Origin of the sequence: Brevundimonas sp. NIBR11, from assembly GCF_027912535.1 — a bacterium.
Taxonomy (GTDB): domain Bacteria; phylum Pseudomonadota; class Alphaproteobacteria; order Caulobacterales; family Caulobacteraceae; genus Brevundimonas.
In genome coordinates, this window is sequence record NZ_CP115465.1 from 3,132,765 (window position 1) to 3,156,473 (window position 23,709).

Here is a 23,709-nt window from a genome sequence, read left to right on the forward strand (position 1 = left end):
CGGACTCCGACGGTGTCAGCCCACCATCCGGGGCCAAAGCGACACAATGAGGGCGGCGGCGGACAGGCATGTTGCGGCGATGACGCAAACCGCCAGCCAGACCGGCGTCTTGACCCGTTCGACGACAACGGTCTGAGGCGCGGGCGGATCCTGCACCAGCCGAGACAGGGCGCGGGCCCCGCCCAGCAGCTCGCGCAGACCGTCGCGGACCTGGGCCCTGGGCCCGAGCTCGCGGGTGATCCACCGCTCAACCACAGGCTGGGATGCCGCCCACAGATCGTGGTCGGGGTTCAGGCGCCGCGCCACCCCCTCGACCGAGACCATGGTCTTCTGGAGCAGGATCAGCTCGGGCCGCAGGTGCATGTCGAACAAGGCCGTGATCTCGAACAGCTGGCCCAGCAGGCGGCCCATCGACACCTGCGACGCCGCCCGGCCGATCACCGGCTCGCCCACGGCCCGCAACGCCTGGGCGAAGGCCTCGACGCTGTGATGCGGCGGCACGTAACCGGCCTCGAAATGGACCCGGGCAATGCGCGGATAGTCCCGCGTCAGGAAGCCCCACAGGATTTCGGCGAGGTATCTCCGCTCGCCCGGGTTCAGCCGGCCGATGATGCCGAAATCCACGGCCGTCAGCTCCGCCGGCGCCGAGGCGAACAGGTTTCCCTCGTGCAGGTCGGCGTGGAAGGTCCCGTAGTCTAACGCCTGAACGAGGAAGGCGCGCACCACGTTGTCGGCGAGCGTGTTGACGTCCAGCCCCGGCTGTTCAACCGCCGCCGGATCGGTCATGGGCAGGCCGGGCGCCCATTCCAGCGTCAGCACCCGCTTGCCGACCCCGTCCCAGACCACCTTGGGCGCTGACATATGGCCGCCGTCGGCGCGGGCCTTGTCCATGATGTCGTGCAGCTCGGAGGCGGCGGCGGCCTCCAGCCGCATGTCGAGTTCGAGGTACATGGATCGGGCCACGGTTTCGACGAAGGCCTCGGGCTCCAGCCGCCGCGCAGCCGGGACCATCCGGTGCACCAGACCGGCCGCCAGCCGCATGGCGTCCAGACCCTGCACCACCCGCCGCTCGACGCCGGGCCGCAGCACCTTGACCGCGACCTTGCGCCCATCGGCCAGCCAGGCGGGATGCGCCTGGGCGAGGGACGCCGCCCCGATGGGATCGCCGAAGTCGGAGAACAGGCTCTCGACCGGACGGCCCAGCGACCGCTCGATCTCGCGGCGCGCCTCTTCGGTCGGGAAGGGCGGCAGCTTGTCCTTCAACCGTCCCAGATCGCGCGCGAACTCGATGCCGAAGATGTCGGCCCGCGTCGCCATGACCTGACCGAGCTTGATCGCCACCGGGCCCAGGGTCTCGAAGGCCCGGCCCAGACGCTGGCCCGGCCGTCCGTCCCGCCCCTCGCGCCCGGCGAACAGATGGACGAGCCCGGCGGCGAGCCGCGCCCAGCCGGGCAGCAGGGGCGTGATCTCGCGCGGCATGAGGGCGTCGTGTTTCGCCAGGGCCGCGCCCCAGCGGATCAGCCGCCAGGTCGCGCCGAGGGGATCGCGCACGGGCACGGTCGGCGGGGCTGCGGGCGCCACGCGATATGACGGCGGAAAGCTCAGACCGCCCACCCGAAATGAATGGCCGCCACCCCGCCCGACAGGTTGGTCACGGCGACGCGGCTGAAGCCGGCGTCCTCGATCATGCCCTTGAAGATCGACTGGTCGGGGAAGCGGCGGATGCTCTCGACCAGATACTGGTAGCTGTCGCGATCCTTGGCGACCCACTCGCCGATCTTCGGAATGGCGTGGAAGGACCAGGCGTCATAGGCCTTGCGGATCGCCTCGGCCGGCGGGCGCGAGAACTCCAGGCACAGGAACCGCCCGCCGGGCTTCAGCACACGCCGCGCCTCCTTCAGGGCCACCGAGATATCGGCGACGTTGCGGATGCCGAAGCTGATCGAATAGGCGTCTACCGAGGCGTCGGGGATGGGCAGGGCCATGGCGTCGCCTACGGTCCAGATCATCTCCGGCTCCCCGCCCTTGTGGACGCCCGCCAGGATCATCTCGGCATTGTAGTCCAGCACGATGACCGAGGCGTCCTCGCCCCCGCGCCGCTCCTGCGCCGCCCGCGCCATCTTCGAATAGCGCCGCGCCATGTCGCCGGTGCCGCCCGCGACATCCAGGATGGTTTCGCCCGGTCGGGGGTTCAGCTTGGCGGCCGCCGCGTCCTTCCACAGCCGGTGCACGCCCCCGCTCATCAGGTCATTCATCAGGTCGTAGTTCGACGCCACGCTGTCGAAGACGCCGCGCACCATCCGCACCTTCTCGCGCGCATCCACGTCGCGGAAACCGAAGGAGGAGGTGTCGCCCGACGAGTGCGGTCCGAATGAAGAGGCGGTCATGGGCGCGGTCTAGCCCTTCGCGGGCGCGGCGTCATCCATGCGCTTGGACGCATCGGGATCAAGCTTCGCCAGCGCCCGATCGTACAGGCTGACGAGCCCCTCCTCGCTGGCCACGACGTCCCCCAGATGCAACTGGCCGGTGACGATGGCCGCACGGACGCCAGTGCCGTTCTCCAGCGCTGACAAGACACCCGGCGTGCCCGCGATGAAGCCGTTGCTGAGATCGGCGAGGGTCGTCTGGGCCTTGTAGATATCGGCCAGCAGAAACAGGTCTTTGATCGGCATCTCCCCCAGAAGATCGCCGGTCTCGGCGCTACGCCATACAGCGTCTCGTAACGGCGGGACATGGATTCCGCTCTGAAAGACCTGGCCATACGCGCGCATGGCTCCCGCCTGGGTCGCTTCGCCTTCGTTCGCCTCACCGAAGACCGACCGCAGACGGCGATGGTGGGGCAGAATGGGGTCGGAGACGAGGATGGCGCGGTTGGCGCGGATTTCCTCGATGAAATAGGCCCGGACCTCGGCGACTTCCGCCGCTGTCCGGCGACGGTCGGCCCAGTCGGCCAACATCAGGGCCAGCACGACCGAGAAGACGATCAGGACGCTCTCGAACGCCGCGCGGGGCAGCCAGCGCCGCCACCGAATGACGGCCTTTCTGACGGGGTGCGGTGGCTCGGTTTCGGTCATGGGGTGACCGTGCTCCGAAACGGCGACGCTGAAAAGATCAGGCGTCTGGCGCGCTCGGCCGTGGCACGCCCAAATCCTTCATGACGCCGCGCATGGCGCTGTAACACCCGCAGGACGCCGCCTCCAGACCCCCGCGATCCAGCACCTCGACCCAGCCGCGACCCCGCCGGATCAGCGCCCTGTCTTCCAGCACGGACCCGACTTCCGACACCGTGGCCCGACGCACGCCGAGCATGCCGGCGATGTCGGACTGGGTCAGATCGAACCGGTCGGCATCGGCGCGATCATGCAGGGTCAGCAGCCACCGCGCCAGACGTTCGTCCAGCCGGTGCTGGGCGTTGCAGGCGGCCGCCTGCTGGATCTGGGCGAACAGACTCTCGGTGAACCGCGCCAGGGCGTTGCGCATTGACGCGCTCTTGCTCAGGGCATCGGCGAAGACTTCGCCGGGGCAGCACGCGGCCGACCCCTCGATCTGGGCGATGGCGCGCGAGGAAGCGCGGGCATTCATCGGGCCGCAGGTGACCCCGACCAGACCTTCCCGACCGATAGCGGCGGTCTCGACCATCTTGTCCTCGGGCAGGACGGTCATCAGGGACACGACGCCGTTCAAGGGGAACCAGACCTGATCGACGGCCTCGCCGGCATCGTACAGCATCTGGCCCTGCGCGAACGCCTTCTCCGCCAGGTGCGGTTCCAGCCGCTGGCGGTCGGCGGCGTCCAGTGAGGCGATCCAGAGATTATTCAAGACGATGCTCCTGCCCAACGGCGACGCTTCCCAACGCACCGCGTTCGGTGTGCGTTCCCGTACCGAAATCCTGTGTCCAATAGCGAGCGCAACGGCGCCTTGCGGCCACGGAGCGAGATCGCTACCCCCGGTCGCAGGAGACTTTCATGGCCCGACCGACCCTCGACCCCGCCGACGCCCTGCCGAACCTGACCGGATGGTCGTTCCACGCCGGTGACCGACCGGCCATCGAACGCGCGCTGAAGTTCCAGGATTTCAACACCGCCTTCGCCTTCATGACCCGTGTGGCGCTGAAGGCCGAGACGATGGACCATCATCCGGAATGGTCGAACGTCTACAACCGGGTCACCGTCCTGTTGACGACCCACGACGCCGGGGGCGTCACCGAACTCGATACGACGATGGCGCGCTTCATCGACGAAGCCGCGAAATCCCTGGGAGGAGAATGAGAATGACGAAGGCAGGACGCGTCGCCGGCAAGGCCGCTCTGATCACCGGCGGCTCCCAGGGGCTGGGCGAGGCCATCGCCTGGATGCTGGCGCGCGAGGGCTCCAAGGTCGCCCTGACCGACATCAACGGCGCGGGCGCGACCGCCCTGGCGGCGCGGATCAATGCCGAAATCCCGGGCGCCGCCTTTGCCTACACCCACGACGTGGCCTCCGAAGACCAGTGGGTCGAGGTGGTTGCCCAGGCCGCGGCCGACATGGGCGGGCTGTCGATCCTTGTGAACAACGCCGGCGTCGGCGACGTCCTCCTGTTCTCCGAGGACGACACCAGCGAGAACTGGCAGCGCCAGTACGAGATCAACCTCCGCTCGGTGATGTTCGGCTGCAAGCACGCCATGCCGCACCTGCGCGCCTCCGGCTCGGCCTCCATCGTCAACATCTCGTCGATCGCGGGCCTGGCCGGCGCCCCCGGCATGGGCGCCTACAACGCCACCAAGGCGGGGGTCTGGATGTACACCAAGACCGTGGCGCTCGAGGCCGCGAAGATGGACTGGAACGTCCGCGTCAACTCGGTCCACCCGGTCTTCATCAAAACCGCCATCCTCGATCCCTTCGTCGCCATGGCCAACGGCGATGAGGCCAAGGCCCACGAACGCCTCGCGCGCGGCATCCCGCTGAAGCGGATCGGCGAGCCGAACGACGTCGCCTACTGCGTCCTCTACCTGGCCTCGGACGAAGCCAAATTCGTCACCGGCGCCGAGTTCAAGATCGACGGCGGCATGACGGCGCAGTGATTTAGGGCGCTACCGCTCGACGCGGGGCGTCTTGCGGCTTGAGCGCGTTCAGTCGATGAGATCGACAGGCAGGATCTGGCTGGCCAGCAGCCGCTCCATCCCGATCCAGTGGCCCGGTCCCTGCCGCTCGACCCAGGCCTGCACCGTGTCGCGGCCGAGGCCGTAGTTGATGATGTAGCTGCGATAGGTCTCGATGAACCGCACCCGCTGGGCCGCGCGCTCGGGCGTCGTCAGCATGTATTTCGACAGCCGGGCGATCGTCTCCTCACGGCTCACACGGCCCGCCAGATAGTCGTCGGCGATCGTGTACTCGGCGCGCGCCAGCTGACGCACCAGGGCGTTCAACTCGTCCTTCTCATGCACCGGCGCACCCTGCAGACCGGCCAGCGGCAGCAGCACCTCACGCTCGAACCGTTCGGCCTCGTCGCCGGGGAAGGCCAGGTCGATGCCGTAGTTGGCGCTGCCCTCGGCCACAAAGGACATCGGCGAATAGAGCGGATAGACGCTCATCTCGACCCAGCCGCGATCCACGACGAAGGTCTTCTCCAGAAGCGCGTTGTAGACGTGGTGGCCAGGGTAGCCCTCGTGGCAGCCCAAATCGATGGCCCGGTCCGTGAAGATCGGCTGGTCGGTGTTGATCTCGATCTTGGAAGCCGCCCCGCCCTGGAAATAGTTGTAGCCGGACCAGGGCTTGTCGGTGACGAAGGCCAGGGTAAAATTCTCGTTCGCCGGCAGGCGAATGTGCCGCAGGGTACGCGTTCGGCACTCCGCGATGGCGGCGTCCATGACGGCCTGCAGACGGTCGGTCGGGATCACGAACTGGTTGCGGAAGGTCGAGACCCGATCCGCCAGAGGGCCGGTCCCCGGAACCAGGGCGTCGATCCGCGCAAGGATCGGATCGTAAGCCGTCAGTGGTTTCAGCTCAGGCCGCACGCCGAAGAGGGCATAGGCCTCGTCGGCGAAGCTCATCCGCTCCCCGCTGATCATCCGCAGACGGGCCGAGGCCGCCGAGACGTGGGCCAGAAGATAGGCCTTGCGCTGACGCACCATCGGATCGGCCCGGCTCACGTCCAGCGCGTTCAGCCGCGCGGTCAGGGAGGCCGCGCCCTGGATCAAGGCGGGAACCTCGCGCGGGGCGGCTTTCGCTTCATCCGCCCATTCCTTCGGCCCGTAGTAGGCGTCGACATAGCCGGGCTCGCGCTCGCCGATCTCCAGGATCAGATGGACATAGTCCCCCGCCACCGCGTCCAGACTGTCGCCGGACGGGTCCGCCGCCGGGGCCGTGGCGCAGGCGCCCAGCAGACACAGAAGACCCAGAACCAGTGCGCGCATCGCCACCTCCATCGAACAGCTGCGCGGACGCTAAACCAGCCCGCCGCCGGGGCAAGCCCGCAAATCATCCAGACTGTGCGGGTCGCGTTCGTCCATTCGGGATTGAGCCCCGCCCGCGCCTGCTGTAAGGCCCTTCGTCCGGCCGCAAGGCCCGCAGACGCACCCGTAGCTCAGCTGGATAGAGTGCTGCCCTCCGAAGGCAGAGGTCACAGGTTCGAATCCTGTCGGGTGCGCCATCTTTCCCTTTCGTCAATCCAGCCCGTCCTCGGTCACAACGAAGGTCCGGCCTTCGGCGTGGGCGGCGGCGGCCAGCTCGTTCTGGACCAGGTGCCAGCGACGCAGGCGTTCGAAATCGATGGTGTGCTCGGGCGCCGAGTCCAGCCATTCGGCGAAGGCCCGCTTCGCCTCGTTGTACTGAGGCATGGTCGGGTCCGGGACCGCGGGGACCTTCGGCAACTGGGTGGCGACCTCCGGCGGGATGGGGAAGTCGCCAGAGCTCGTGGAGAGGATCATGGGGCGGACTCGCGGGGGAAGAGTGGGACTCCCCGTCTAGCGCAGGCTGGGGGCCGGGCGCCACCTTTGGGCTTGAACGGCGTTCCGAGAATGCGTCGCCCTGATATGGCCAAGCTCCTCAGGCTGGATCGCGGCGGGATCGAGAGGGAACGAGATGATGATCAGGACCCTGGCCTTGGCGGCCTGTCTGGCGGTCATGGGCGCCGCGCCGGCTGGAGCGGCCCAGATGCGGAAGCCGCCGGCGGATCAGGCGGACCAGCTGCTGCCGGCCCAGCCCGCGCCTGGCAACGACGGCGAGGCCTACCATCGCGCCGACGACGCCGAGCAGGACCCGGCCGAGGTCCGCACCACCCGGGCTCTGAACGACGAGATCGCGGCGCAGAACGCCTTGGCCGAGAACCAGGAACGGGCGGATCGGGAGGCGTTCGAGGCCGAGCGGGCCAGGTACGAAGCCACGGTGACCGCCTCGACCCAGGCCCAGCTGGCCTATGAGGAGGACGTCCGCCGGTCCAACGCCGCCCAGAGCGACTGGCAGGCGGAACAGGCCCGCTGGCAGGCCGAGCGCGCCCGCTGGGAGGCCGATGTGGAGGCTTGCCGCCGGGGCGACCGGACCCGCTGCGCCCCCCCGCGCTAGGGGCCAACCAGCACCTCCTTGCGTGAGGCGGCGCTGCGCAGGCCCGCGTCCAGCACCGCCATCACCGAAAGCGCCTCCCGGGCCGTGACGGGCGGCGGCCCTTCGCCACGGAGGGCCGAGGCGATCCCGGCGTAGAATGCCTGGTAGCGGCCGGCGGGGCCGGGCGTGGTCTGACGCTCGCCCGCCTCGCCGTCGATGAAGGTTCCTGGTCGGAGGTCAAGGCCCCAGCCGGTCGCACCGACAGCCATCCCCGCCTTGGACTGGTCTTCCTGCACGTCGAGGCCGGACTTGAGCCAGCTGCCCTTCGTCCCGTGGACTGCGAAGCGGACATCAGGGGCGGCGCAGACCATGGCCGCGTTCAGCACGACCCGCTTGTCGGGATAGCGCAGGACGGCGTGGACCCAGTCGGGCGTCAGGCCGCCGGGGCGCTGGATGGCGAGGTCGCAACTGATCGCCTCGGGTCGGCCGAACAGGGTCAGGATCTGATCGACCAGATGGGGACCCAGATCCATCCAGACCCCGTCGCCGTCGTTCTCGCGCCAGCGGTCGCGGACCAGGGGGCGGTGGCGGTCGAAGCGGCTCTCAACCGTCACGACCTGACCCAGACGTCCCGAGGCGAGCTCGGCCTGGAGGGCGAGGAAGTCGGCGTCCCAGCGACGGTTCTGGAAGACCGACAGGAGAAGGCCCGTCGCCTCCGACAGTTCGACCAGGCGGCGGGCGTCGGCTAGCGTCAGGGCAAAGGGCTTGTCGACGACGACCGGCTTGCCAGCCTTCAGCGCGGCCTCGGCCTGGAGCGCGTGGAGGGCGTCCGGGGTGGCCAGGACGATCAGGCCGACAGCCGGATCGGCCAGGACGTCCTCATAGGCGGGGACCACGCGGACGGCGGGCCAGGCGGCGTGGACCTCGTCGGGGCGGCTGGAGGCGATGGTATGGAGGGCGAGGCCCGCCTGGGCCGCCACCAGCGGGGCGTGGAAGGTCCTGCCTGCATTGCCGAAGCCGACGACGGCGACGTTGATCGGCTCCGGCATTCTCGGGTCAGCCCGGCACGAGGCTCATGTCGCGGCGGGCCATCATCTTGTCGAACTCGCCCCAGACGCCGTCGGCGCCGTGCCAGGACCCCTGGGTGGCGGCCTTGGAATACTCGGTGGCGCGGGCCTCGAAGAAGTTGGCGTGCTCCACGCCCGACAGCAGGGACTGCAGCCAGGGCAGGGGGTTTTCCTTCACGCCGTAGAGCTCCGGCAGCTTCAGCTGGCGCAGGCGCCAGTCGGCGATGAAGCGGATGTATTGCTTGATGTCGTCCGGCGTCATGCCGTTCACCTCGCCGGCCTCGAAGGCCAGGTCGATGAACTTGTCTTCCAGACCGACCACGGTGCGGCAGCATTCGACGATGTCGTCGGCGACCGAGGGGGTCACACAGCCCGTCTCGGCGTTGAAGGCGTGGTAGAGCTTGATGATGCCGTCGCAGTGCAGGCTTTCGTCGCGCACCGACCAGGACACGATCTGGCCCATGCCCTTCATCTTGTTCTGCCGTGGGAAGTTCATCAGCATCGCGAAGGAGGCGAACAGCTGAAGCCCCTCGGTGAAGCCGCCGAACATGGCGAGCGTCCGGGCGATGTCGGCGTCGGTCTCGACCCCGAACCGGCCCATGTAGTCATGCTTGTCCCGCATGGCCTCGTATTCCATGAAGGCGCCGAACTCGCTCTCGGGCATGCCGATGGTCTCGAGCAGCAGGGCGTAGGCCGCGATGTGGATCGTCTCCATGTTGGCGAAGGACGACAGCATCATCTTCACCTCGGTCGGTTTGAACACCCGACCGTATTTTTCCATGTAGTTGTCGGCGACCTCGATGTCCGACTGGGTGAAGAAGCGGAAGATCTGCGTCAGCAGGTTGCGCTCCTTGTCGTTCAGGTTCGCCGCCCAGTCCTTGCAGTCCTCGCCCAGCGGCACCTCTTCGGGCATCCAGTGGACCTGCTGCTGCTTCTTCCACATGTCGAAGGCCCACGGATAGCGGAACGGCTTGTAGGCGGCCGAGGGGGTCAGCAAGCCGGCTTTTGCAGGCGTGATGATCGTATGGGCGTTCATGGGACGGAACCGGACTCTGGGCGATGAAAAGGGTTGGGGCCAATGAACCCCAGAATCACGCAGAAAGCTACCGGTTGATGGTTAACGATCCCCAGCATCAACATCTTGTGCCGGAACGGGGATAGTTTGGTCCGTCCGGACATAAACTACCGTGATCGGCGCTGCCGCATCGAGACTGGGGTCAACGTCGAGGCTGAACAGACTGCGCCCGACCACTGCAACCCAATTCGATCTCGCTGAAGCCGGCTCCGCTGGCGGGGTAGTTATTGTCGCGGACCAAGGTCGATAAGAAGACGGACGGCCTGACCCCGGGGTTCAAGACCGCAACCGGAAATAGCGCGTGTTGGTCTTGGGACGCGAGAACTCTTAAGCTTCTGCGGTCGAGTGCGGGGCTGGATCAGGTCGGTCCGCCGGTGCGCAGCCAGTCGATGAAGACATCGTGAGCGGCGAAGTCGAGGCGGGCGGCGCCGGCCTCGTTGAGGGCGGTCTGGACCGGCCTCCGGCGGGACGGCGCGACCTCTCCCGGCGGAAAGCCGAAGCGGTCCCGGAACTCGCGTTCGAGCTGGGCGATCGAGGAGAAGCCGGTGCGGCCGACGACCTCGGCCAGGGCGCGGGGGTCGGCTTCGCCCGAGCGCAGGGCTGCGTACAGCCGATCAAGGCGGCGGTTGCGCAGATAGGTCCGGACCCCGCCCATGTCGTGGAAGGCGCGATAGAGGCTGGAGCGCGAAACGCCGACTGCAGTGGCGACCTGGCTCACGTCCGGGGTCTCTCCGCGCACCATGGCGATGTCGAACATCTGGATGGCGCGGCGGCGGATGGTGCGCTGGATGGCGTCGTTCTGGAGCGGGGTGGGCCGGGTCTCGCCGCCCATGAACCGTTCGGCGATCACGAAGGTGGCGTCGACGGCGGCGATGCCCTGGTCCTCGGAAATCTCGTTCCCGACCAAGGCCAGGGTCTTCAGATGGGAAGCGATCAGGCGGCCGCCGGCGCTGTCACCCGCCAGAACCAGGCCGTGAAAGGAGCGGTTGAGGAACCAGCTCGGCACGATGTCGCGCGGGCAGATCAGGTTGAGGATGTCGACTTCGGTGGTCGATGAACGCGAGGGCCGGGCCAGGTCGCGGAACTGGACCGAGCCGCCCCCCATGACTGCGGACCGGCCGTCGAAATCGCCGACGCCGTCCGACAGGTTCACCACCACGCTGACGTGATCCAGGCCCGAGCGGCGGATGCGCTCGGCGTCGCGCGTGAACGTCTGACTCGCCGACCGCCCGCGTCCGAGGATGCTGGAGCCGAAGCGGAAGACGGTGGTGCGGTTCCAGAAGGCGACACCCGGCGTCTGATCGACGTCGCGGATCTCGTAAAGATCGCCGAGCGAGGCGCGATAGGTTTCCAGCGCCCCGGATTGGCGCTCGGCCGATACGGACCACGCCACGGCGAGCGGGTGAGGGGATACTGCCAAGATAAGCCGGCGCCGTCTGTTCTGTGGACCTTCACGTAGAGGCTGTTCGGGCTGCGAGGCAAGCGCTGCGGTCGCCGCAGGCCAGCATAGATGCTTGACGGTCCATGTCGGGCGGAGCGAGGCTGGCGGGCATGAAACACACCCTCGCCATCGCGGCCCTCGTCCTGGGTCTAGCCGCCTGCAAGCCTGCCGAAGAGGCGCCGCCGGCGAAGGCCGCCGCCGCGCCGGTCGCGCCCGCGCCCGTCCAGACCTTCCGGTTCGGCAACCATGTGCCTCCGGCGGTGATCACGGCGGTGACGGGGACGGACACGGCCTCGGCGATCCTGGCAGGCCACGTGACGGCGGAGGCCAACCACGCCTATTGCCTGGACATGACCGGCGGCGCCGACTCCTCGGAAGCCGTGACGCAGTGCGAGGCCGAGAACCGGGATCAGCCGGAGCAGCGGATGACGGCCGATTGCATCGCGCGCACCATTTCGGACGGCTCGGACGCGGTCTGGGTGCGGGACGAGCCGGCCGAGGGCGGCAAGGTCATGCCGGTATGGCGGGACAGGGCCTCGGGCGACATCCGCGACTATTCCGGCGCCGGAGGCGGCTATGTCCTGACGGCCGCCTTCCGCATCCTGTGCCCGAAGGCCTCGGCCGACATCGCGCCCGACCCGTTCTGAGGCTCAGGCCGCACGGGCCATTTCGTCGGGGCGCAGGGTCAGGACGCGGACGCCGGCCTTCGTCACGGCCACCGTGTGCTCGAACTGGGCCGAGAGCTTCCTGTCCGCCGTGACCACGGTCCAGCCGTCGTCTTCGGTCCGGACAGAGCGAACGCCCTGGTTCAGCATGGGCTCGATGGTGAAGACCATGCCTTCGCGCAGGATCATGCCCGAGCCCGCCTTGCCGAAATGCAGGATCTGGGGCTCCTCGTGCATCTCGCGGCCGATGCCGTGGCCGCAGTAGTCGCGCACGACCGAGTAGCCCGAGCGTTTGGCGTGCTGTTCGATGGCGTGGCCGATGTCGCCGAGGCGGGCGCCGGGGCGGACGGCGCGGATGCCCTTCCACAGGGCCTCGTAGGTGGTGCGGACCAGCTTCTTCGCGGCCGGAGCGACCTCGCCGACCAGATAGGTCTTGGAACTGTCGGCGATGAAGCCGTGCTTCTCCAGCGTGATGTCGAGGTTGACGATGTCGCCGGCCTTCAGGATTTCGCCGGCGGAGGGGACGCCGTGGCAGACGACCTCATTGATCGAGCAGTTCAGGACGAAGCCGTAGCCGTACTGGCCCTTGGACGCCGGGCGGGCCTCGAGCTCCTCGACGATGAAAGCCTCGACCCGGTCGTTGACCTCCAGCGTCGACAGGCCGGCCAGGTCCATGCCGTCCAGCCAGGTGAAGACCGAGGCCAGCAGGCGTCCGGCCTCGGCCATCAGTTCGATCTCTTCCGGGGTCTTGGTCATGCAGCGACCGGGGAAGTGTCGACACCCGCGGCCCTGAGCTCGCGCGCCATCAGCTCCTGGAAGGAGACACCCGGATTCAGCTCGCACAACATGCCCAATCTAATCCAGAAGGCGGCCTGGGCGTTGATCGAGCGGCACGAGGCCTTCGACGCGCGCCGCAGCTGTTCGTGTAGTTCGTCCTCGATATTGACGATGCCCATCGAGACATCCCTGAAAGTACGTTACGTATACGAATCATATATTCGACCATCTGCCAGCGCAAGTGCGGATGTCACGCCGGGAACCGCACGCGGCGAACGCGGGTTTTCCCACATGCCGGCCGAGCGTCGGGGGTCTCGGTTTGCTGAGCGCCCTGCAAGGCCCGCTCGCCCCGCCGTCCCCCTCCGGACGGCGGGGCTTTTCGTCTATGGGATCAGAAAGGATGTAGCGCCGATGGCGGACGGGTATCTGGTCTATGGCGCGGAGGGCTCGGGTTCGATCCCGGTCGAGGCGGCCCTGACGCTGATCGGCGCGCCCTACCGTGTCGAGGAGATCGTCACCTATGCGTCCGAGGAGGAGCGCCGGAAGATGGCGCCGCACAATCCGATGCGTCAGGTCCCGGTGCTGGTGACGCCCGAGGGAGAGACGATCACCGAGAGCGCGGCGATCCTGATCTGGCTGGCGGAGCGGCATCCGGACGCGAAACTGGCGCCCTCGCCGGGCGATCCGATGCGGGCGCGGTTCCTGAGGTGGATGTGCTTCATCCCGGCCTCGATCTATTCGATGTACTGGGTGCGGGATGTGCCCGCGCGGCTGGTCGGCGACGACAGGGCCGCGCAGGCCGAGATGGATCGGCGAACGTTGGCGCGCATTGCCGACTGCTGGGCGGTGATGGAGAGCCACATCGCGCCGGCGGGCGACTTTCTACTGGGCGATCAGGTATCGGTGCTCGATCTCTACATGGCGGTGGTCAGTCGCTGGCGGCCGCTGAGGCCCCGGTTTCACGAAGTCGCGCCGAGGCTGGGCGAGGTCGCCCGACGGGTCGACGCCCTGCCGGCGCTGGCCGCGTTTTGGTCGAAGCGGTTCCCCTTCGAGGGCGATTACGCCGACTGAGGCGGAACCCCGCGGCAAGGAACTCCGGGCGAGGGCGGCCGTTTTCAGACCCTTGATTTCAGGGTGCTGTTTGAATGTCCGACACCGTCGCCGATCCGACCTTCCATCCGCCGGAGGATGCGGTCGCCTTCTATGACGAATCCTTGCGTCTGCTGAAGGAGAGCGGGATTCCCTTCCTGTTGTCCGGCACCTATGCCGTGACAGCCTATACGGGGATCCGCAGGCCGACCAAGGATCTGGACGTGTTCTGCAAGCCCGGCGACTACCCGCGCATCCTCGCCTTCTTCCAGGCGCGAGGGTACCGGACGGACGTCGAGGACGAGCGCTGGATCGCCAAGGTCTGGAAGGACGACAAGCATTTCTTCGACGTGATCTTCGCCATGTCGAACGGGACGATCGCGGTGTCCGACAGCTGGTTCGGCCAGGATACCATCGAGGTCTATGGCCACGAGGTGACCATCACGCCGCCGACGGCCCTGATCCTGTCCAAGGTCTTCATCCAGGACCGCTATCGCTACGACGGCGCGGACGTAAACCACATCATCCTCAAGCAGGCCGGGGCGATCGACTGGAAATCGCTGCTGGATCAGATGGACCTGTACTGGGAGGTGCTCATGGCGCACCTGCTGAATTTCCGTTTCGCCTATCCGACCGAGCGGGACAACATCCCGGCCTGGCTGATGACCGAGCTGGCCCAGCGGCTGGAGGCCCAGGTCAACCTGCCGGCGCCGCGGGTGAAGGTCTGTCGCGGGCGGCTGTTCTCGGCACGGGACTATGTGTCCGACGTCGCCGAATGGGGCTTCGGCGACGTGGTCGGCAAGGGCCTGGAGGAGCGCCATGACCCCGTTCATTGACGCCTTCTGTTCCTACTCCGTCCGGGGTGGAATGCGATGACCGACGCTCAGCCCCAGACCCCTCAGCCCGGTCTCGACGCGGGTCCGAAGGCGAAGCTGCGCGTGGCCGCCGTCGGCGATCTGCATGTCGGGGAGGCGTCGGACAAGCCGTACCGCGAACTGTTCGAGCGGGTACACGAGGACGCCGACGTCCTGTGCCTGTGCGGGGACATGGTCAATTTCGGCAAGACCCGCGAGGTCGAGATCCTGATCGAGGACCTGAAGCTGTGCCAGATCCCCGTCGTCGGGGTCATGGGCAACCACGAGCACGAGTGTGGTCAGCCCGAGCATGTCATGGAAATGATGTGCGACGCCGGAGTGAAGATGATCTCGGCCGGGCGCAGCTACGAGATCGAAGGCGTCGGCTTCGCCGGCGGCAAGGGGTTCGTCGGCGGGTTCGGCCGCTACATGCTGAGTCCCTTCGGCGAGAGCTCGATCAAGACCTTCGTGCAGGAGGCGGTCGAGGACGCCAACCAGATCGAGACCTCCATCCGGTCGCTGAGGACCCAGCGATCGGTGGTGCTGCTGCACTATTCGCCAATCGTGGACACGGTGGTCGGAGAGCCGCCGGAGATTCACGCCTTCCTCGGCTCGTCGCGATTGGCCGAAACGATCGACCGCTACGAGAACGTCAAACTGGTGGTGCACGGCCATGCGCATCGCGGGGCGCCGAAGGGCGCCACCCATCGCGGGGTGCCGGTCTACAACGTCGCCCTGCCGGTGCTGCGGACGCTGGGCGACAGGCCTTACCGGGTGTTCGAGGTCTAGGCCGCCGCCTCGCTCGCCGGCTCGTCGTTCGCGTTCATGACGGCGTCGATGGCGGCGAAGAGGCTGGCGTGGGTCAGGGGCTTTGCGACATGGCCGTCCATGCCGGCCGCGAGGCAGCGAGCCGCGTCCTCGGGCATGGCGTCAGCGGTGACCGCCAGGATGGGGGTGCGGGAAAAATCGTCATCCAGGGCGCGGATCGCCTGGGTCGCGGCCAGACCGTCCATGCGCGGCATTCGCACGTCCATCAGTATGAGGTCGTAGTGGGCGGACGAGGCCATCTCGACCGCCTCCACGCCGTCGACCGCCTCGAAGATGTCGCAGCCCAGCGGGGCCAGCATCAGGCGGGCGACCTCACGGTTGGTCGGGTGGTCGTCGACGATCAGAATGCGGGCCGGACCCCCGACACCGGCCTCGACCAGGTCGGATACGCGGTCGGCGTCGTCTGTTTCGGCCAGGGGCAGAGGCAGGCGGACGACGAAGGTCGAACCGCTTGAGGACGTGCTCTCCAGAGCGATCTCGCCGCCCATGGCGCGGGTCAGGCGATGGGCGACGGCAAGGCCAAGGCCGGCGCCGACATGGGTGCGGCTGATGGTGTCGTCGGCCTGGACAAAGGCCTGGAACAGGGTGGGGACCAGATCGGGCGCGACCCCTGGGCCGGTGTCGGAGACGCGGAAGACCGTCAGGGCGCCCTCGCGCGCGACGCTGACCGCGACCTCGCCCTCGGTCGTGAATTTGACGGCGTTTGAGACCAACCGGTGGAGAATCTGGCGCAGACGACGGTGGTCGGCCCGCACCGGAGCCTCGGCGCCAGGCAGGACGCTTACGTGGATCGGCAGGGCCTTGGCCGCGGCGCAGTCGCCGCTGGCGGCCACGACCTGGGCCAGGAGACCGGCGGGGAGGATGGCGTCCGTGCCGACGACAGCGTCGCCGCGCGATACCTCCAGCACGTCTTCGACCAGGGTCAGCAGGGCTGCGCCGGACTTCTGGATCTCATCGACCTCACGGCGGGCCTCCTCGTCCAGACCGGGCCGGCGCGACAGGATCTCAGCATAGCCGACGACACCGTGCAGAGGGGTGCGCATCTCGTGGCTCATCAGGGCCAGGAAGCGGGACTTGGCCGCGTCGGCGGCCTCGGCCTGACGGCGGGCGATCTGGGCTGCGAGCGTTCGGGCTTCCAGCTTGTCCATCATGCGACGACGCTCGGAAACGATGGTCGAAACCGGCAAGGCCACGGCGATCAGGGCCAGAAGGAAGCCGTAGAAGACGTTCAACTGACGCACGATGGTCGGCACGTGGGCCAGTTCGGGATCGACGGCCAGACGTTGCAGGGTCACCGGACCGTGCCCGGTGATGGTCGCCACCCCGCCGACCAGGGTGACCAGCAGGACCGCGAGGGCAGACCCCGTGGTCGAGACGCGGAAGACCAGCAGCAGCAGGGCCGGGAAGATCAGATAGGTGATCGGCACGCTGGACTGACAGAAGACAACGAGGGCGACCGCCGTCAGCAGGCTGAACAGGGCGATGCTTTCCTTCGGCCCGGCGACGGCCTTGGTGTCGCTGAACCGGTGGCGGCGCGCCAGGAGGAGCAGCGGCGGGGTAACCGTGAGCAGGCCCAGGGCTTCCATCGCGAAATAGCGTTGGAAGGTGAATGCGTAGAGGTCCGCCGAATAGGTCTGCAGGACCGCCGCCACGGTGACGATGGTGACCGTGCAGAAGAGGACGGCCGGGGTGACGGCGGCGACCGCGAACATCACCAGACGTCTCGGACGACGCAGGTTCAGCGCGGCGCCGCAGAGCCTGCGCGCCAGGACGCCGGCGATCAGCACTTCGGCCAGGTTGAGTACGGCGTTGAGCCACAGGAAGGGCATGGGGTCGCCGCGCACGACGTTGGAGGCCAGGTTGATGACGAGACAAGCGGCCAGGACGGTGACGGCCTTACGACGGTGCAACTGCAGGAAGGCGGCCAGCAGGATGCCGTTGGCGGGCCACATCACGACCGCCCCGAACTGGCGCGCGCTCCACACGCCGATCAGCAGGCTGGCGCAGAAGAGGGCCACATAGGCCCAGCCCGCCGGTCCCGCCTCGCGTCCATCTTCGTGGCGGAAGATCCGCCAGCGACCCTGCATCAGAATGGTCCCCTGCCGCACGAATTGGTCATGCCACAACAAGGGTTAACGCACGGTAGTATGGCTATCCGTAGTTCCCCTTATCCGAGGGTATCGAAGGTGGCCGGCGTGGGGTCGCCTCCAGGGTCATGGCCCGGGCCAGCCCCGAGTCTCCTCCCCGATTGCCGACAGAGGGCCGCACGACGCAGATCGGAAAAGGTTGCGCGGCGCCGGAGGGAATCGGGCGGTGCGTGGAGGGGCGGCCACAGTGAGGCTTAAGCGCGACTGTGGATGGTAGACAGGTCCAAAAGGTTAAGATAACGCTGATTACGCGGCTCGTAGGGCTCGTTTCAGGTTCGCCTGAGAGGGGAAAAACGAGGTCTCGCAAGGACTTAAGGGGAGCTGACCATGGATCCGATTACTTCGATCGCGGCGGCCATGCTGATCTCGGGCGCTGCCGCCCCGGACGGCCATGGTTGTCCTGAAGCGCCACACTACGGCGACGTCCCGTGCTCGTGCACGCGCGTCGTTGATTTCTACGGCCCGTGGACCGGCGGCGGCCACGGCTGGCCGGGACCGGGGGGCTGGGGCCCGCCGATCAACAACCCGGGAGCCCCGATTCACGTGGCGTCGCCCGGCGTTCGCGTGATCGGTCGCCCGATCAACGTCGCCGCTCCGGCGATCTACATCGACGGACCTCCGGTCTATGTCGATGCGCCGCCGATCCGCATCGCGCCGGCCCAAATCTACGTCCAGCGTCCGGACGTGGTCGTCCGTCCGTCGGAAATCCTGGTCGAGCCGCCGGAAGTCCACTTCGCGGACTGCCCCGACGGCACGACCTGCGAGCCCGTCGGCGGTCACTGAGACCCAAACCGATTGAATGCCGAGGGCCGCTTCCGAGAGGAAGCGGCCCTTTCGTTTGAGGACGTGCTGGTGGCCCTGTTTGCTCGACCGTCTCGAAACTACCGAGGTATGACCGCGAACTCGGGCGGAACAGCCGTCAGGACGTCGAGACAACCTCCGCCGGTAACGAAGCAATAGTGGCTGGCAGGGCCAAAAATTTCGGACCATAGCCTTGCCGCAGCGCTGTCGGAGAACAGAGACCCCTCGACGCGATAAGCGAAATGATGCGGAACCAACCCACGGTCGACGCCCGGAGCGGTCTCGATGCTCAGCGTCATCTCGTCGAGCATTCTAGAGACGCCCACCAAGGCGAAACGCACACGGAGGGCGCGCCGGCTGTCTTGCGGAATGACGAAATCAGCGGTCCCGGCCAGCCAGTCGAAGCCGATCAGATCGCTGTTAACGCAATCGAACTCAACTCCAGCATCGATGGGGAAATAGGTCGCCACTGCGATGTCTCTATGAGTCACCGACCAGGGGTCGGCCAGCCTCTGCTCAAACGGATCTTGCGGCCCGTCTATGGCGAGTAACCGCGCCGGTTGAGAGCGCGGCTCGGAAGAAGCCTAGCCCTCGAGCAGGTCGTCGGCGGCGTCTTTGGACACGACCTCGTCGGGTTGTTCCGCCGCGACGGTCGGGCGGGTCGTCGTCGCGCCCGCGCTCGGTTCAACGGTCGGACGGGCAGCGGCGGCCGCCGTCGGGGCGGCGCAGTAGTCGCGGGTCTCGCGCGCCAGGGCCAGGTAGCCGCCGTCGAGGGCGGCCTTGACCGCGGCGTCGCAGTCGTCGTCGCCGATCAGGCGGGTGACCTCCCGGCGAACGGCCAGATAGGCCGTCTGCTTGTCGCGCAGGGTGCGGGCGGCGCGACGGTCGTCGGGCAGGCACAGCGACATCCAGCCGGCGTCGGCGCAGCGGCTGACCAACTGGCTTTCGCGCTCCGTCAGGACGCCGGCGTCGATCGGCTGGATCGGTCCGGGATCGACGGCTGCAGCCGTCGTCGTGGCGGCGGCGAGCCGCGCGGGCGACGAGACCGGCGGACCCGCCGGGGGCGAGACGGGCGGCTCGGCGACCGTCATCTCGGGCGCCGGCGCGAGCGTGTCGGGCGACGGCGCCTCGGTCGAGGACGCATTGGGGCCCAGCACCACTGCGGGGGCGTCGGCGACGATGTTGGAGCCTGGAACCGGCACGATCATGATGTCCGGCACGGCGTAGCGGCAGACATAGCGGCCGTTCTCGACGGCGCAGCCCTGAATCGTGGCCTGGATAGCCTGGGCCTCCACCGCGGCGGGGCTGGCGAGCAGGGCGAACATCAGTCCGATCATGAGGGGCCTCCTGCCGCAGGACCGGAGACGGGGGACTCCGGGCGGTCGGTCAAAGTGGACATTAACTCTTTTGGTCGTGCCGGGCCTAGTGAAATCTCAGGCTTCGGCGACCGGCGGTTCGCCGGAAACAGCCGGCTCATCGACCAGATGGGCCTGGTGGCGCGTCTGACGGCGTTCCACCGCATAGCTGACGAGCCACAGGGCCATCGCCCAGGCAGCGCCGACGCACCATCCGGCCATGACGTCAGAAGCCCAGTGCGCGCCCAGATAGATGCGGGTCAGACCGACGATCAGGGCGAAGGTCATGCCGACACCGAGCACCCAGGCCTTCACGCGCTTCCTTGGAAAGGCCCGCGTGAGCATCACGGCGACCGTCAGGTAGAAGACCGTCGAGAGCAAGGCATGGCCGGAGGGGAAGCTGGCGTTCAGCGTCTCGACCGCCTGATAGACCGCCGGCGGGCGTTGGCGTTCGAAGAGGGCCTTCAGCCCCTCGCTGAGGCCCACGCCACCGGCCAGGCCGACGATCAGCAGAAGCGCCGAGAGTCGTTTGCGAAGGATGAGCAGAAAGACGAGCGCCACGATGGCGAAAAGAGTCAGCACCGATATGCCGCCCAGAGAGGTCAGATCGGCCGCGGCCTCATGCAGCCACCACGGACCGCGCGGCTGGCCGGCGACCGGCTGCATCCAGTGGAGCACCATCTGGTCGAAGGCCTGGCCGTCGGCCTCGGTCATGTCGTCGGCTATCTCGACGAAGGTCATGATCCCCAGGGTGACGATGGCCAGGGCGCCCAGGGCGGCGAATTCGGCGCGCGCGACGGTCAGGGCGCGGCGAAGGAACGGGACGAGTTCGGAAGTCTGCACCCGCCGCAAACGGCCAAGCTGGCAGGCCGTTCCCGATCACGGCTTCGTGAATCCTGTCACAGACGACCGTCGTACGGCCGTCGCGGCTTTTGCACAGGCTCATCCCCCGACGACACGTGATTCGACACGAATTCCGACGTCAAGCCCGTTGACCATTGGTTAGGCATCTGCGCCCCATATGTTGGTTCGGGGCGCGCTTCGGCCACTAGATGCAGTGGTTGGGGCGCAGGCGGCTCAACTTTGATTTTTGTTCAGGGCGATGACGATTATGGCTGGCGGCGAAGCGTTGAAGACTGTGGAATTCGAGGCCGTTGAGGCTGCGCCCGCCCATGAGAAGCCCCATCTGACTGTGGTGCGCAGCCTTGAACTCGACCGGTCGCGCGACGACCTTCTGACCGACTTCGGCAAGAAGACGCTGGAGGATCGCTACCTTCTGGCCGGCGAAAGCTACCAGGACATGTTCGCGCGCGTCTCGACGGCCTATGCCGACGACGCCGACCATGCCCAGCGCGTCTACGACTACATGTCGAAGCTCTGGTTCATGCCCTCGACGCCGGTGCTGTCGAACGGCGGCGCGAACCGCGGCCTGCCCATCTCCTGCTTCCTGAACTCGGTGCAGGACTCGCTCGACGGCATCCAGCGCGTCTGGAACGAGAACGTGTCCCTGGCCTCGAACGGCGGCGGCATCGGCACCTACTGGGGCGGAGTCCGCTCCATCGGCGAGAAGGTGAAGGGCGCGGGCCAGACTTCGGGCATCATTCCCTTCATCCGCGTGATGGACTCTCTGACTCTAGCGATCTCTCAGGGGTCGCTGCGTCGCGGATCGGCGGCGGTCTACCTCGACGTGCACCACCCGGAGATCGAGGAGTTCCTGGAGATCCGGAAGCCCTCGGGCGACTTCAACAGGAAGTCCCTGAACCTGCACCACGGGCTGAACATCACCGACGAGTTCATGGAGGCGGTGAAGAGCGGTTCCCTGTTCGCCCTGCGCTCGCCCAAGAACAACGAGGTGATGCGCCAGGTCGACGCCCGCTCGCTGTGGCAGAAGATTCTCGAGATCCGCCTGCAGACCGGCGAGCCCTATCTGATCTTCTCCGACACGGTGAACCGCCAGATGCCGAAGCACCAGCAGGAGCTGGGGCTGAAGGTGAAGCAGTCGAACCTGTGCTCGGAAATCATGCTGCACACGGGCCCCGACCACCTGGGCATCGATCGCACCGCCGTCTGCTGCCTGTCGTCGGTCAACGCCGAGAAATTCCTGGAGTGGCGCGAGGAGCCCCGCTTCATCGAGGACGTGATGCGCTTCCTGGACAACGTCCTGGAGGACTTCATCACCCGCGCCCCGCCGGAAATGGCCGCCGCCGTCTATTCGGCCAAGCGCGAGCGCTCGGTGGGCCTGGGCCTGATGGGCTTCCACTCCTTCCTGCAGTCGCAGGGCGTGGCGTTTGAATCCGCCATGGCCAAGTCGTGGAACATGCGGCTGTTCAAACACCTGCGTCGCGAGGCCGACAAGGCCAGCGTCAAGCTGGCCGAGGAGAAGGGGCCCTGCGCCGACGCCGAGGAGCGTGGCGTGATGGAGCGGTTCTCGCACAAGCTGGCCATCGCCCCGACAGCCTCGATTTCGATCATCTGCGGCGGGACGTCGGCGGGCATCGAGCCGATCCCGGCGAACATCTACACCCACAAGACCCTGTCGGGCTCCTTCGCGGTCAAGAACCCGTATCTGGAGCAACTGCTGGAAGGCTACGGCGCCAACACCGACGCGGTGTGGAGCTCGATCCTGGAGCACGAGGGCTCGGTCCAGCACCTGACCATGCTAAACGACGACGAGAAGGGGATCTTCAAGACCGCCTTCGAACTGGACCAGCGCTGGGTCGTGGAACTGTCGGCCGACCGCTCCCCGGAAATCTGCCAGGCCCAGTCAATCAACCTGTTCATCCCGGGCGACGTCAACAAGTGGGATCTGCACATGCTGCACTGGAAGGCGTGGGAGACCGGCGTGAAGTCGCTCTACTACCTGCGTTCCAAATCGGTGCAGCGCGCGGCCTTCGCCGGCGCCGAGGACAAGGAAGCGGTCGAGCCCGATCCGAACCAGCCGGACCTCTTCTCGGCCGCCCCCACCGACTACGACGAGTGCCTAGCCTGTCAGTAGGGGGCCGGGGGCTTCAGAACCAGCAATCTGACGAGCGGCTTCTGCAAAGGCGCCGCTCGTTTCGTGTCGGCGCCCCTTAACCCTCCTGAACACCCCTGATCGGGGAACCTGGGCCGTGAAAGTCGCGTTGGGCGCTCATGTCGGGGAGATGTCGCAAAATCGCGGTTGGACTCCTTTCGATTCCGGTGCAGGGTGACAGCTGTTAACGGACTGTGAGGGGACCGTTGATCTTTCTGAGACCTCTTGTCCTGGGCGTAGTGGCGCTGGCGGCGATGGCCGTTCCGGCGAGCGCGCAGACGTGGGTCAATCAGAACTGGTCCGAGAGCCAGCAGCAGAGCTCCGCCAGCATCACCGCCCAGCTGAATCGCCAGGCCAGTTTCAACGCCGCGGCCGGGCGCGAATTCGGGCCCGCGGTGGAGTTCGCCTCCGACTACGAGCCGATCGCGGCCCAGAACGCCTTCGCCGCCACCACCACGCGCGACATCTGGCATGAGGGCGACGGCTATTCGGACCGTCTGCGTCTTCGGACGCGCGGGGAACTGCGTCGGGCCGACGGCTCGCCGGTTCCGCCGACGCCCATGGACGCGGCCATGTTCGATCCCGACGGCTACGAGTTCAGCTACACGCGCGGCTGGGCCGCGGCGCGCGGCTATACCGAGAACGGCCTCGAAGTGACCCTGACGCCCCACGTCGGCATCGGCGCGGGGGACCGGGGCGGGACCGCCGAGGCGGGCGCCACCCTGCGCATCGGATCGGCCGCCGACCGTATCCTGCCGGAAGGCTCCGCCGCCTTCGGCGAGCGGGCGCGGTGGTACATCTATGCGGCCGGGTCGGGCACGGCGGTCGGATACAATTTCGCCCGCACTCGCGATGGCGAATACCAGCGGTCCGGCTACAGCCGCGACAGCGGCGCCTTCCTGGGCGACGCCTCGGTCGGCGTGGCGATCCGCAAGGGCGACATGCAGGGCTCGTTCGGCCTCGTCTATCGCGAGATCGAGGCGGAAGGCATCTGGGGCGGTCGCGGCGTCGACAACGACGTAAGCGAGGGGCTGGTGGCGTTCCAGCTGTCGATCAAGCCGGAGTGGTAGGTCGTAGGGC

The 23,709-nt window shown here is 67.4% G+C and carries 25 protein-coding genes and 1 tRNA gene; 11 read left to right on the top strand and 15 right to left on the bottom strand.

Annotation, left to right across the window (positions count from 1 at the left end; genetic code table 11):
• Positions 1-15: 15 nt before the first annotated feature.
• Genes ubiB through O5O43_RS15775 form a run of 4 tightly spaced genes read right to left on the bottom strand, consistent with a single transcriptional unit; the run spans position 16 to position 3,819 of the window.
• The gene (gene ubiB / locus O5O43_RS15760) at positions 16-1,557 is read right to left on the bottom strand and encodes a 2-polyprenylphenol 6-hydroxylase (RefSeq protein ID WP_271086451.1); all 1,542 of its coding nucleotides are present in this window, start codon (positions 1,555-1,557) and stop codon (positions 16-18) included.
• 44 nt (positions 1,558-1,601) lie between these two features.
• Positions 1,602-2,387 carry a class I SAM-dependent methyltransferase gene (locus O5O43_RS15765; protein WP_271084850.1) on the bottom strand — a complete coding sequence of 262 codons (786 nt, stop codon included), beginning with the start codon at positions 2,385-2,387 and terminating at the stop codon, positions 1,602-1,604.
• A 9-nt stretch (positions 2,388-2,396) separates the two neighbouring features.
• Positions 2,397-3,074 (bottom strand): hypothetical protein, encoded by a 678-nt coding sequence (locus tag O5O43_RS15770; protein WP_271084851.1) that lies wholly within the window; start codon positions 3,072-3,074, stop codon positions 2,397-2,399.
• 37 nt (positions 3,075-3,111) lie between these two features.
• Complete coding sequence (locus O5O43_RS15775) at positions 3,112-3,819, bottom strand: Crp/Fnr family transcriptional regulator (protein ID WP_271084852.1); 708 nt, start codon at positions 3,817-3,819, stop codon at positions 3,112-3,114.
• Between the two features lie 146 nt (positions 3,820-3,965).
• On the opposite strand from O5O43_RS15775, the gene O5O43_RS15780 reads away from it, so the two are divergent.
• Positions 3,966-4,268 (top strand): 4a-hydroxytetrahydrobiopterin dehydratase, encoded by a 303-nt coding sequence (locus tag O5O43_RS15780; RefSeq protein WP_271084853.1) that lies wholly within the window; start codon positions 3,966-3,968, stop codon positions 4,266-4,268.
• Positions 4,269-4,270: 2 nt separating this feature from the next.
• A complete protein-coding gene (locus O5O43_RS15785; RefSeq protein WP_271084854.1) occupies positions 4,271-5,059 on the top strand; it encodes an SDR family oxidoreductase in 789 nt (262 codons plus the stop codon).
• 48 nt (positions 5,060-5,107) lie between these two features.
• Here the strand turns inward: O5O43_RS15785 and O5O43_RS15790 are convergent, their stop codons facing one another.
• Positions 5,108-6,391 (bottom strand): hypothetical protein, encoded by a 1,284-nt coding sequence (locus O5O43_RS15790; protein ID WP_271084855.1) that lies wholly within the window; start codon positions 6,389-6,391, stop codon positions 5,108-5,110.
• Between the two features lie 159 nt (positions 6,392-6,550).
• Here O5O43_RS15790 and O5O43_RS15795 point away from each other — a divergent pair.
• A tRNA-Arg gene (locus O5O43_RS15795) sits at positions 6,551-6,627 on the top strand.
• Positions 6,628-6,640: 13 nt separating this feature from the next.
• Here O5O43_RS15795 and O5O43_RS15800 read toward each other — a convergent pair.
• Positions 6,641-6,904 carry a hypothetical protein gene (locus O5O43_RS15800; protein ID WP_271084856.1) on the bottom strand — a complete coding sequence of 88 codons (264 nt, stop codon included), beginning with the start codon at positions 6,902-6,904 and terminating at the stop codon, positions 6,641-6,643.
• A 154-nt stretch (positions 6,905-7,058) separates the two neighbouring features.
• On the opposite strand from O5O43_RS15800, the gene O5O43_RS15805 reads away from it, so the two are divergent.
• Complete coding sequence (locus O5O43_RS15805) at positions 7,059-7,538, top strand: cell wall hydrolase (RefSeq protein WP_271084857.1); 480 nt, start codon at positions 7,059-7,061, stop codon at positions 7,536-7,538.
• Here the strand turns inward: O5O43_RS15805 and O5O43_RS15810 are convergent.
• From O5O43_RS15810 to O5O43_RS15820, 3 genes are all read right to left on the bottom strand, one after another.
• A complete protein-coding gene (locus tag O5O43_RS15810) occupies positions 7,535-8,566 on the bottom strand; it encodes an oxidoreductase (RefSeq protein WP_271084858.1) in 1,032 nt (343 codons plus the stop codon). The two genes, O5O43_RS15805 and O5O43_RS15810, sit on opposite strands and share 4 nt — an antisense overlap.
• A gap of 7 nt (positions 8,567-8,573) precedes the next feature.
• Positions 8,574-9,620, bottom strand: coding sequence for a ribonucleotide-diphosphate reductase subunit beta (locus tag O5O43_RS15815; RefSeq protein WP_271084859.1), 1,047 nt, complete (start codon positions 9,618-9,620; stop codon positions 8,574-8,576).
• 397 nt (positions 9,621-10,017) lie between these two features.
• Positions 10,018-11,079: an AraC family transcriptional regulator gene (locus O5O43_RS15820; protein WP_271084860.1), complete on the bottom strand. Its 1,062-nt coding sequence runs from the start codon at positions 11,077-11,079 to the stop codon at positions 10,018-10,020.
• A 131-nt stretch (positions 11,080-11,210) separates the two neighbouring features.
• Here O5O43_RS15820 and O5O43_RS15825 point away from each other — a divergent pair, with 131 nt between their 5' ends.
• Entirely contained in the window at positions 11,211-11,747 is a 537-nt protein-coding gene (locus O5O43_RS15825; RefSeq protein WP_271084861.1) for a hypothetical protein, read from the top strand.
• 3 nt (positions 11,748-11,750) lie between these two features.
• Here O5O43_RS15825 and map read toward each other — a convergent pair whose 3' ends face one another.
• The gene (gene map / locus O5O43_RS15830) at positions 11,751-12,521 is read right to left on the bottom strand and encodes a type I methionyl aminopeptidase (RefSeq protein ID WP_271084862.1); all 771 of its coding nucleotides are present in this window, start codon (positions 12,519-12,521) and stop codon (positions 11,751-11,753) included.
• Positions 12,518-12,721, bottom strand: coding sequence for a ParD-like family protein (locus tag O5O43_RS15835; protein ID WP_271084863.1), 204 nt, complete (start codon positions 12,719-12,721; stop codon positions 12,518-12,520). Before O5O43_RS15835 ends, map begins: the two co-directional genes overlap by 4 nt.
• A 232-nt stretch (positions 12,722-12,953) precedes the next feature.
• Here O5O43_RS15835 and O5O43_RS15840 point away from each other — a divergent pair, with 232 nt between their 5' ends.
• The 3 genes from O5O43_RS15840 to O5O43_RS15850 all read left to right on the top strand — a co-directional run bounded on the left by O5O43_RS15840 (position 12,954) and on the right by O5O43_RS15850 (position 15,274).
• The gene (locus O5O43_RS15840) at positions 12,954-13,613 is read left to right on the top strand and encodes a glutathione S-transferase family protein (RefSeq protein ID WP_271084864.1); all 660 of its coding nucleotides are present in this window, start codon (positions 12,954-12,956) and stop codon (positions 13,611-13,613) included.
• Positions 13,614-13,687: 74 nt separating this feature from the next.
• Positions 13,688-14,467, top strand: a complete 780-nt coding sequence (locus O5O43_RS15845) for a hypothetical protein (RefSeq protein WP_271084865.1) — start codon at positions 13,688-13,690, stop codon at positions 14,465-14,467.
• Between the two features lie 36 nt (positions 14,468-14,503).
• The gene (locus O5O43_RS15850; RefSeq protein WP_271084866.1) at positions 14,504-15,274 is read left to right on the top strand and encodes a metallophosphoesterase; all 771 of its coding nucleotides are present in this window, start codon (positions 14,504-14,506) and stop codon (positions 15,272-15,274) included.
• Here O5O43_RS15850 and O5O43_RS15855 read toward each other — a convergent pair.
• Positions 15,271-17,421, bottom strand: a complete 2,151-nt coding sequence (locus O5O43_RS15855) for a response regulator (protein ID WP_271084867.1) — start codon at positions 17,419-17,421, stop codon at positions 15,271-15,273. The two genes, O5O43_RS15850 and O5O43_RS15855, sit on opposite strands and share 4 nt — an antisense overlap.
• 366 nt (positions 17,422-17,787) lie before the next feature.
• On the opposite strand from O5O43_RS15855, the gene O5O43_RS15860 reads away from it, so the two are divergent.
• Positions 17,788-18,243: a hypothetical protein gene (locus O5O43_RS15860; RefSeq protein WP_271084868.1), complete on the top strand. Its 456-nt coding sequence runs from the start codon at positions 17,788-17,790 to the stop codon at positions 18,241-18,243.
• Between the two features lie 98 nt (positions 18,244-18,341).
• Here the strand turns inward: O5O43_RS15860 and O5O43_RS15865 are convergent, their stop codons facing one another.
• The 3 genes from O5O43_RS15865 to O5O43_RS15875 all read right to left on the bottom strand — a co-directional run bounded on the left by O5O43_RS15865 (position 18,342) and on the right by O5O43_RS15875 (position 20,459).
• Positions 18,342-18,731: a hypothetical protein gene (locus tag O5O43_RS15865; RefSeq protein ID WP_271084869.1), complete on the bottom strand. Its 390-nt coding sequence runs from the start codon at positions 18,729-18,731 to the stop codon at positions 18,342-18,344.
• Positions 18,732-18,845: 114 nt separating this feature from the next.
• Positions 18,846-19,598 carry a hypothetical protein gene (locus tag O5O43_RS15870; RefSeq protein WP_271084870.1) on the bottom strand — a complete coding sequence of 251 codons (753 nt, stop codon included), beginning with the start codon at positions 19,596-19,598 and terminating at the stop codon, positions 18,846-18,848.
• A 96-nt stretch (positions 19,599-19,694) separates the two neighbouring features.
• Entirely contained in the window at positions 19,695-20,459 is a 765-nt protein-coding gene (locus tag O5O43_RS15875; RefSeq protein ID WP_271084871.1) for a phosphatase PAP2 family protein, read from the bottom strand.
• A gap of 259 nt (positions 20,460-20,718) precedes the next feature.
• Here O5O43_RS15875 and O5O43_RS15880 point away from each other — a divergent pair, with 259 nt between their 5' ends.
• Positions 20,719-22,611 (top strand): ribonucleoside-diphosphate reductase subunit alpha, encoded by a 1,893-nt coding sequence (locus tag O5O43_RS15880; RefSeq protein WP_271084872.1) that lies wholly within the window; start codon positions 20,719-20,721, stop codon positions 22,609-22,611.
• A gap of 224 nt (positions 22,612-22,835) precedes the next feature.
• Complete coding sequence (locus O5O43_RS15885) at positions 22,836-23,699, top strand: lipid A-modifier LpxR family protein (protein WP_271084873.1); 864 nt, start codon at positions 22,836-22,838, stop codon at positions 23,697-23,699.
• The last annotated feature ends 10 nt before the right edge of the window (positions 23,700-23,709 follow it).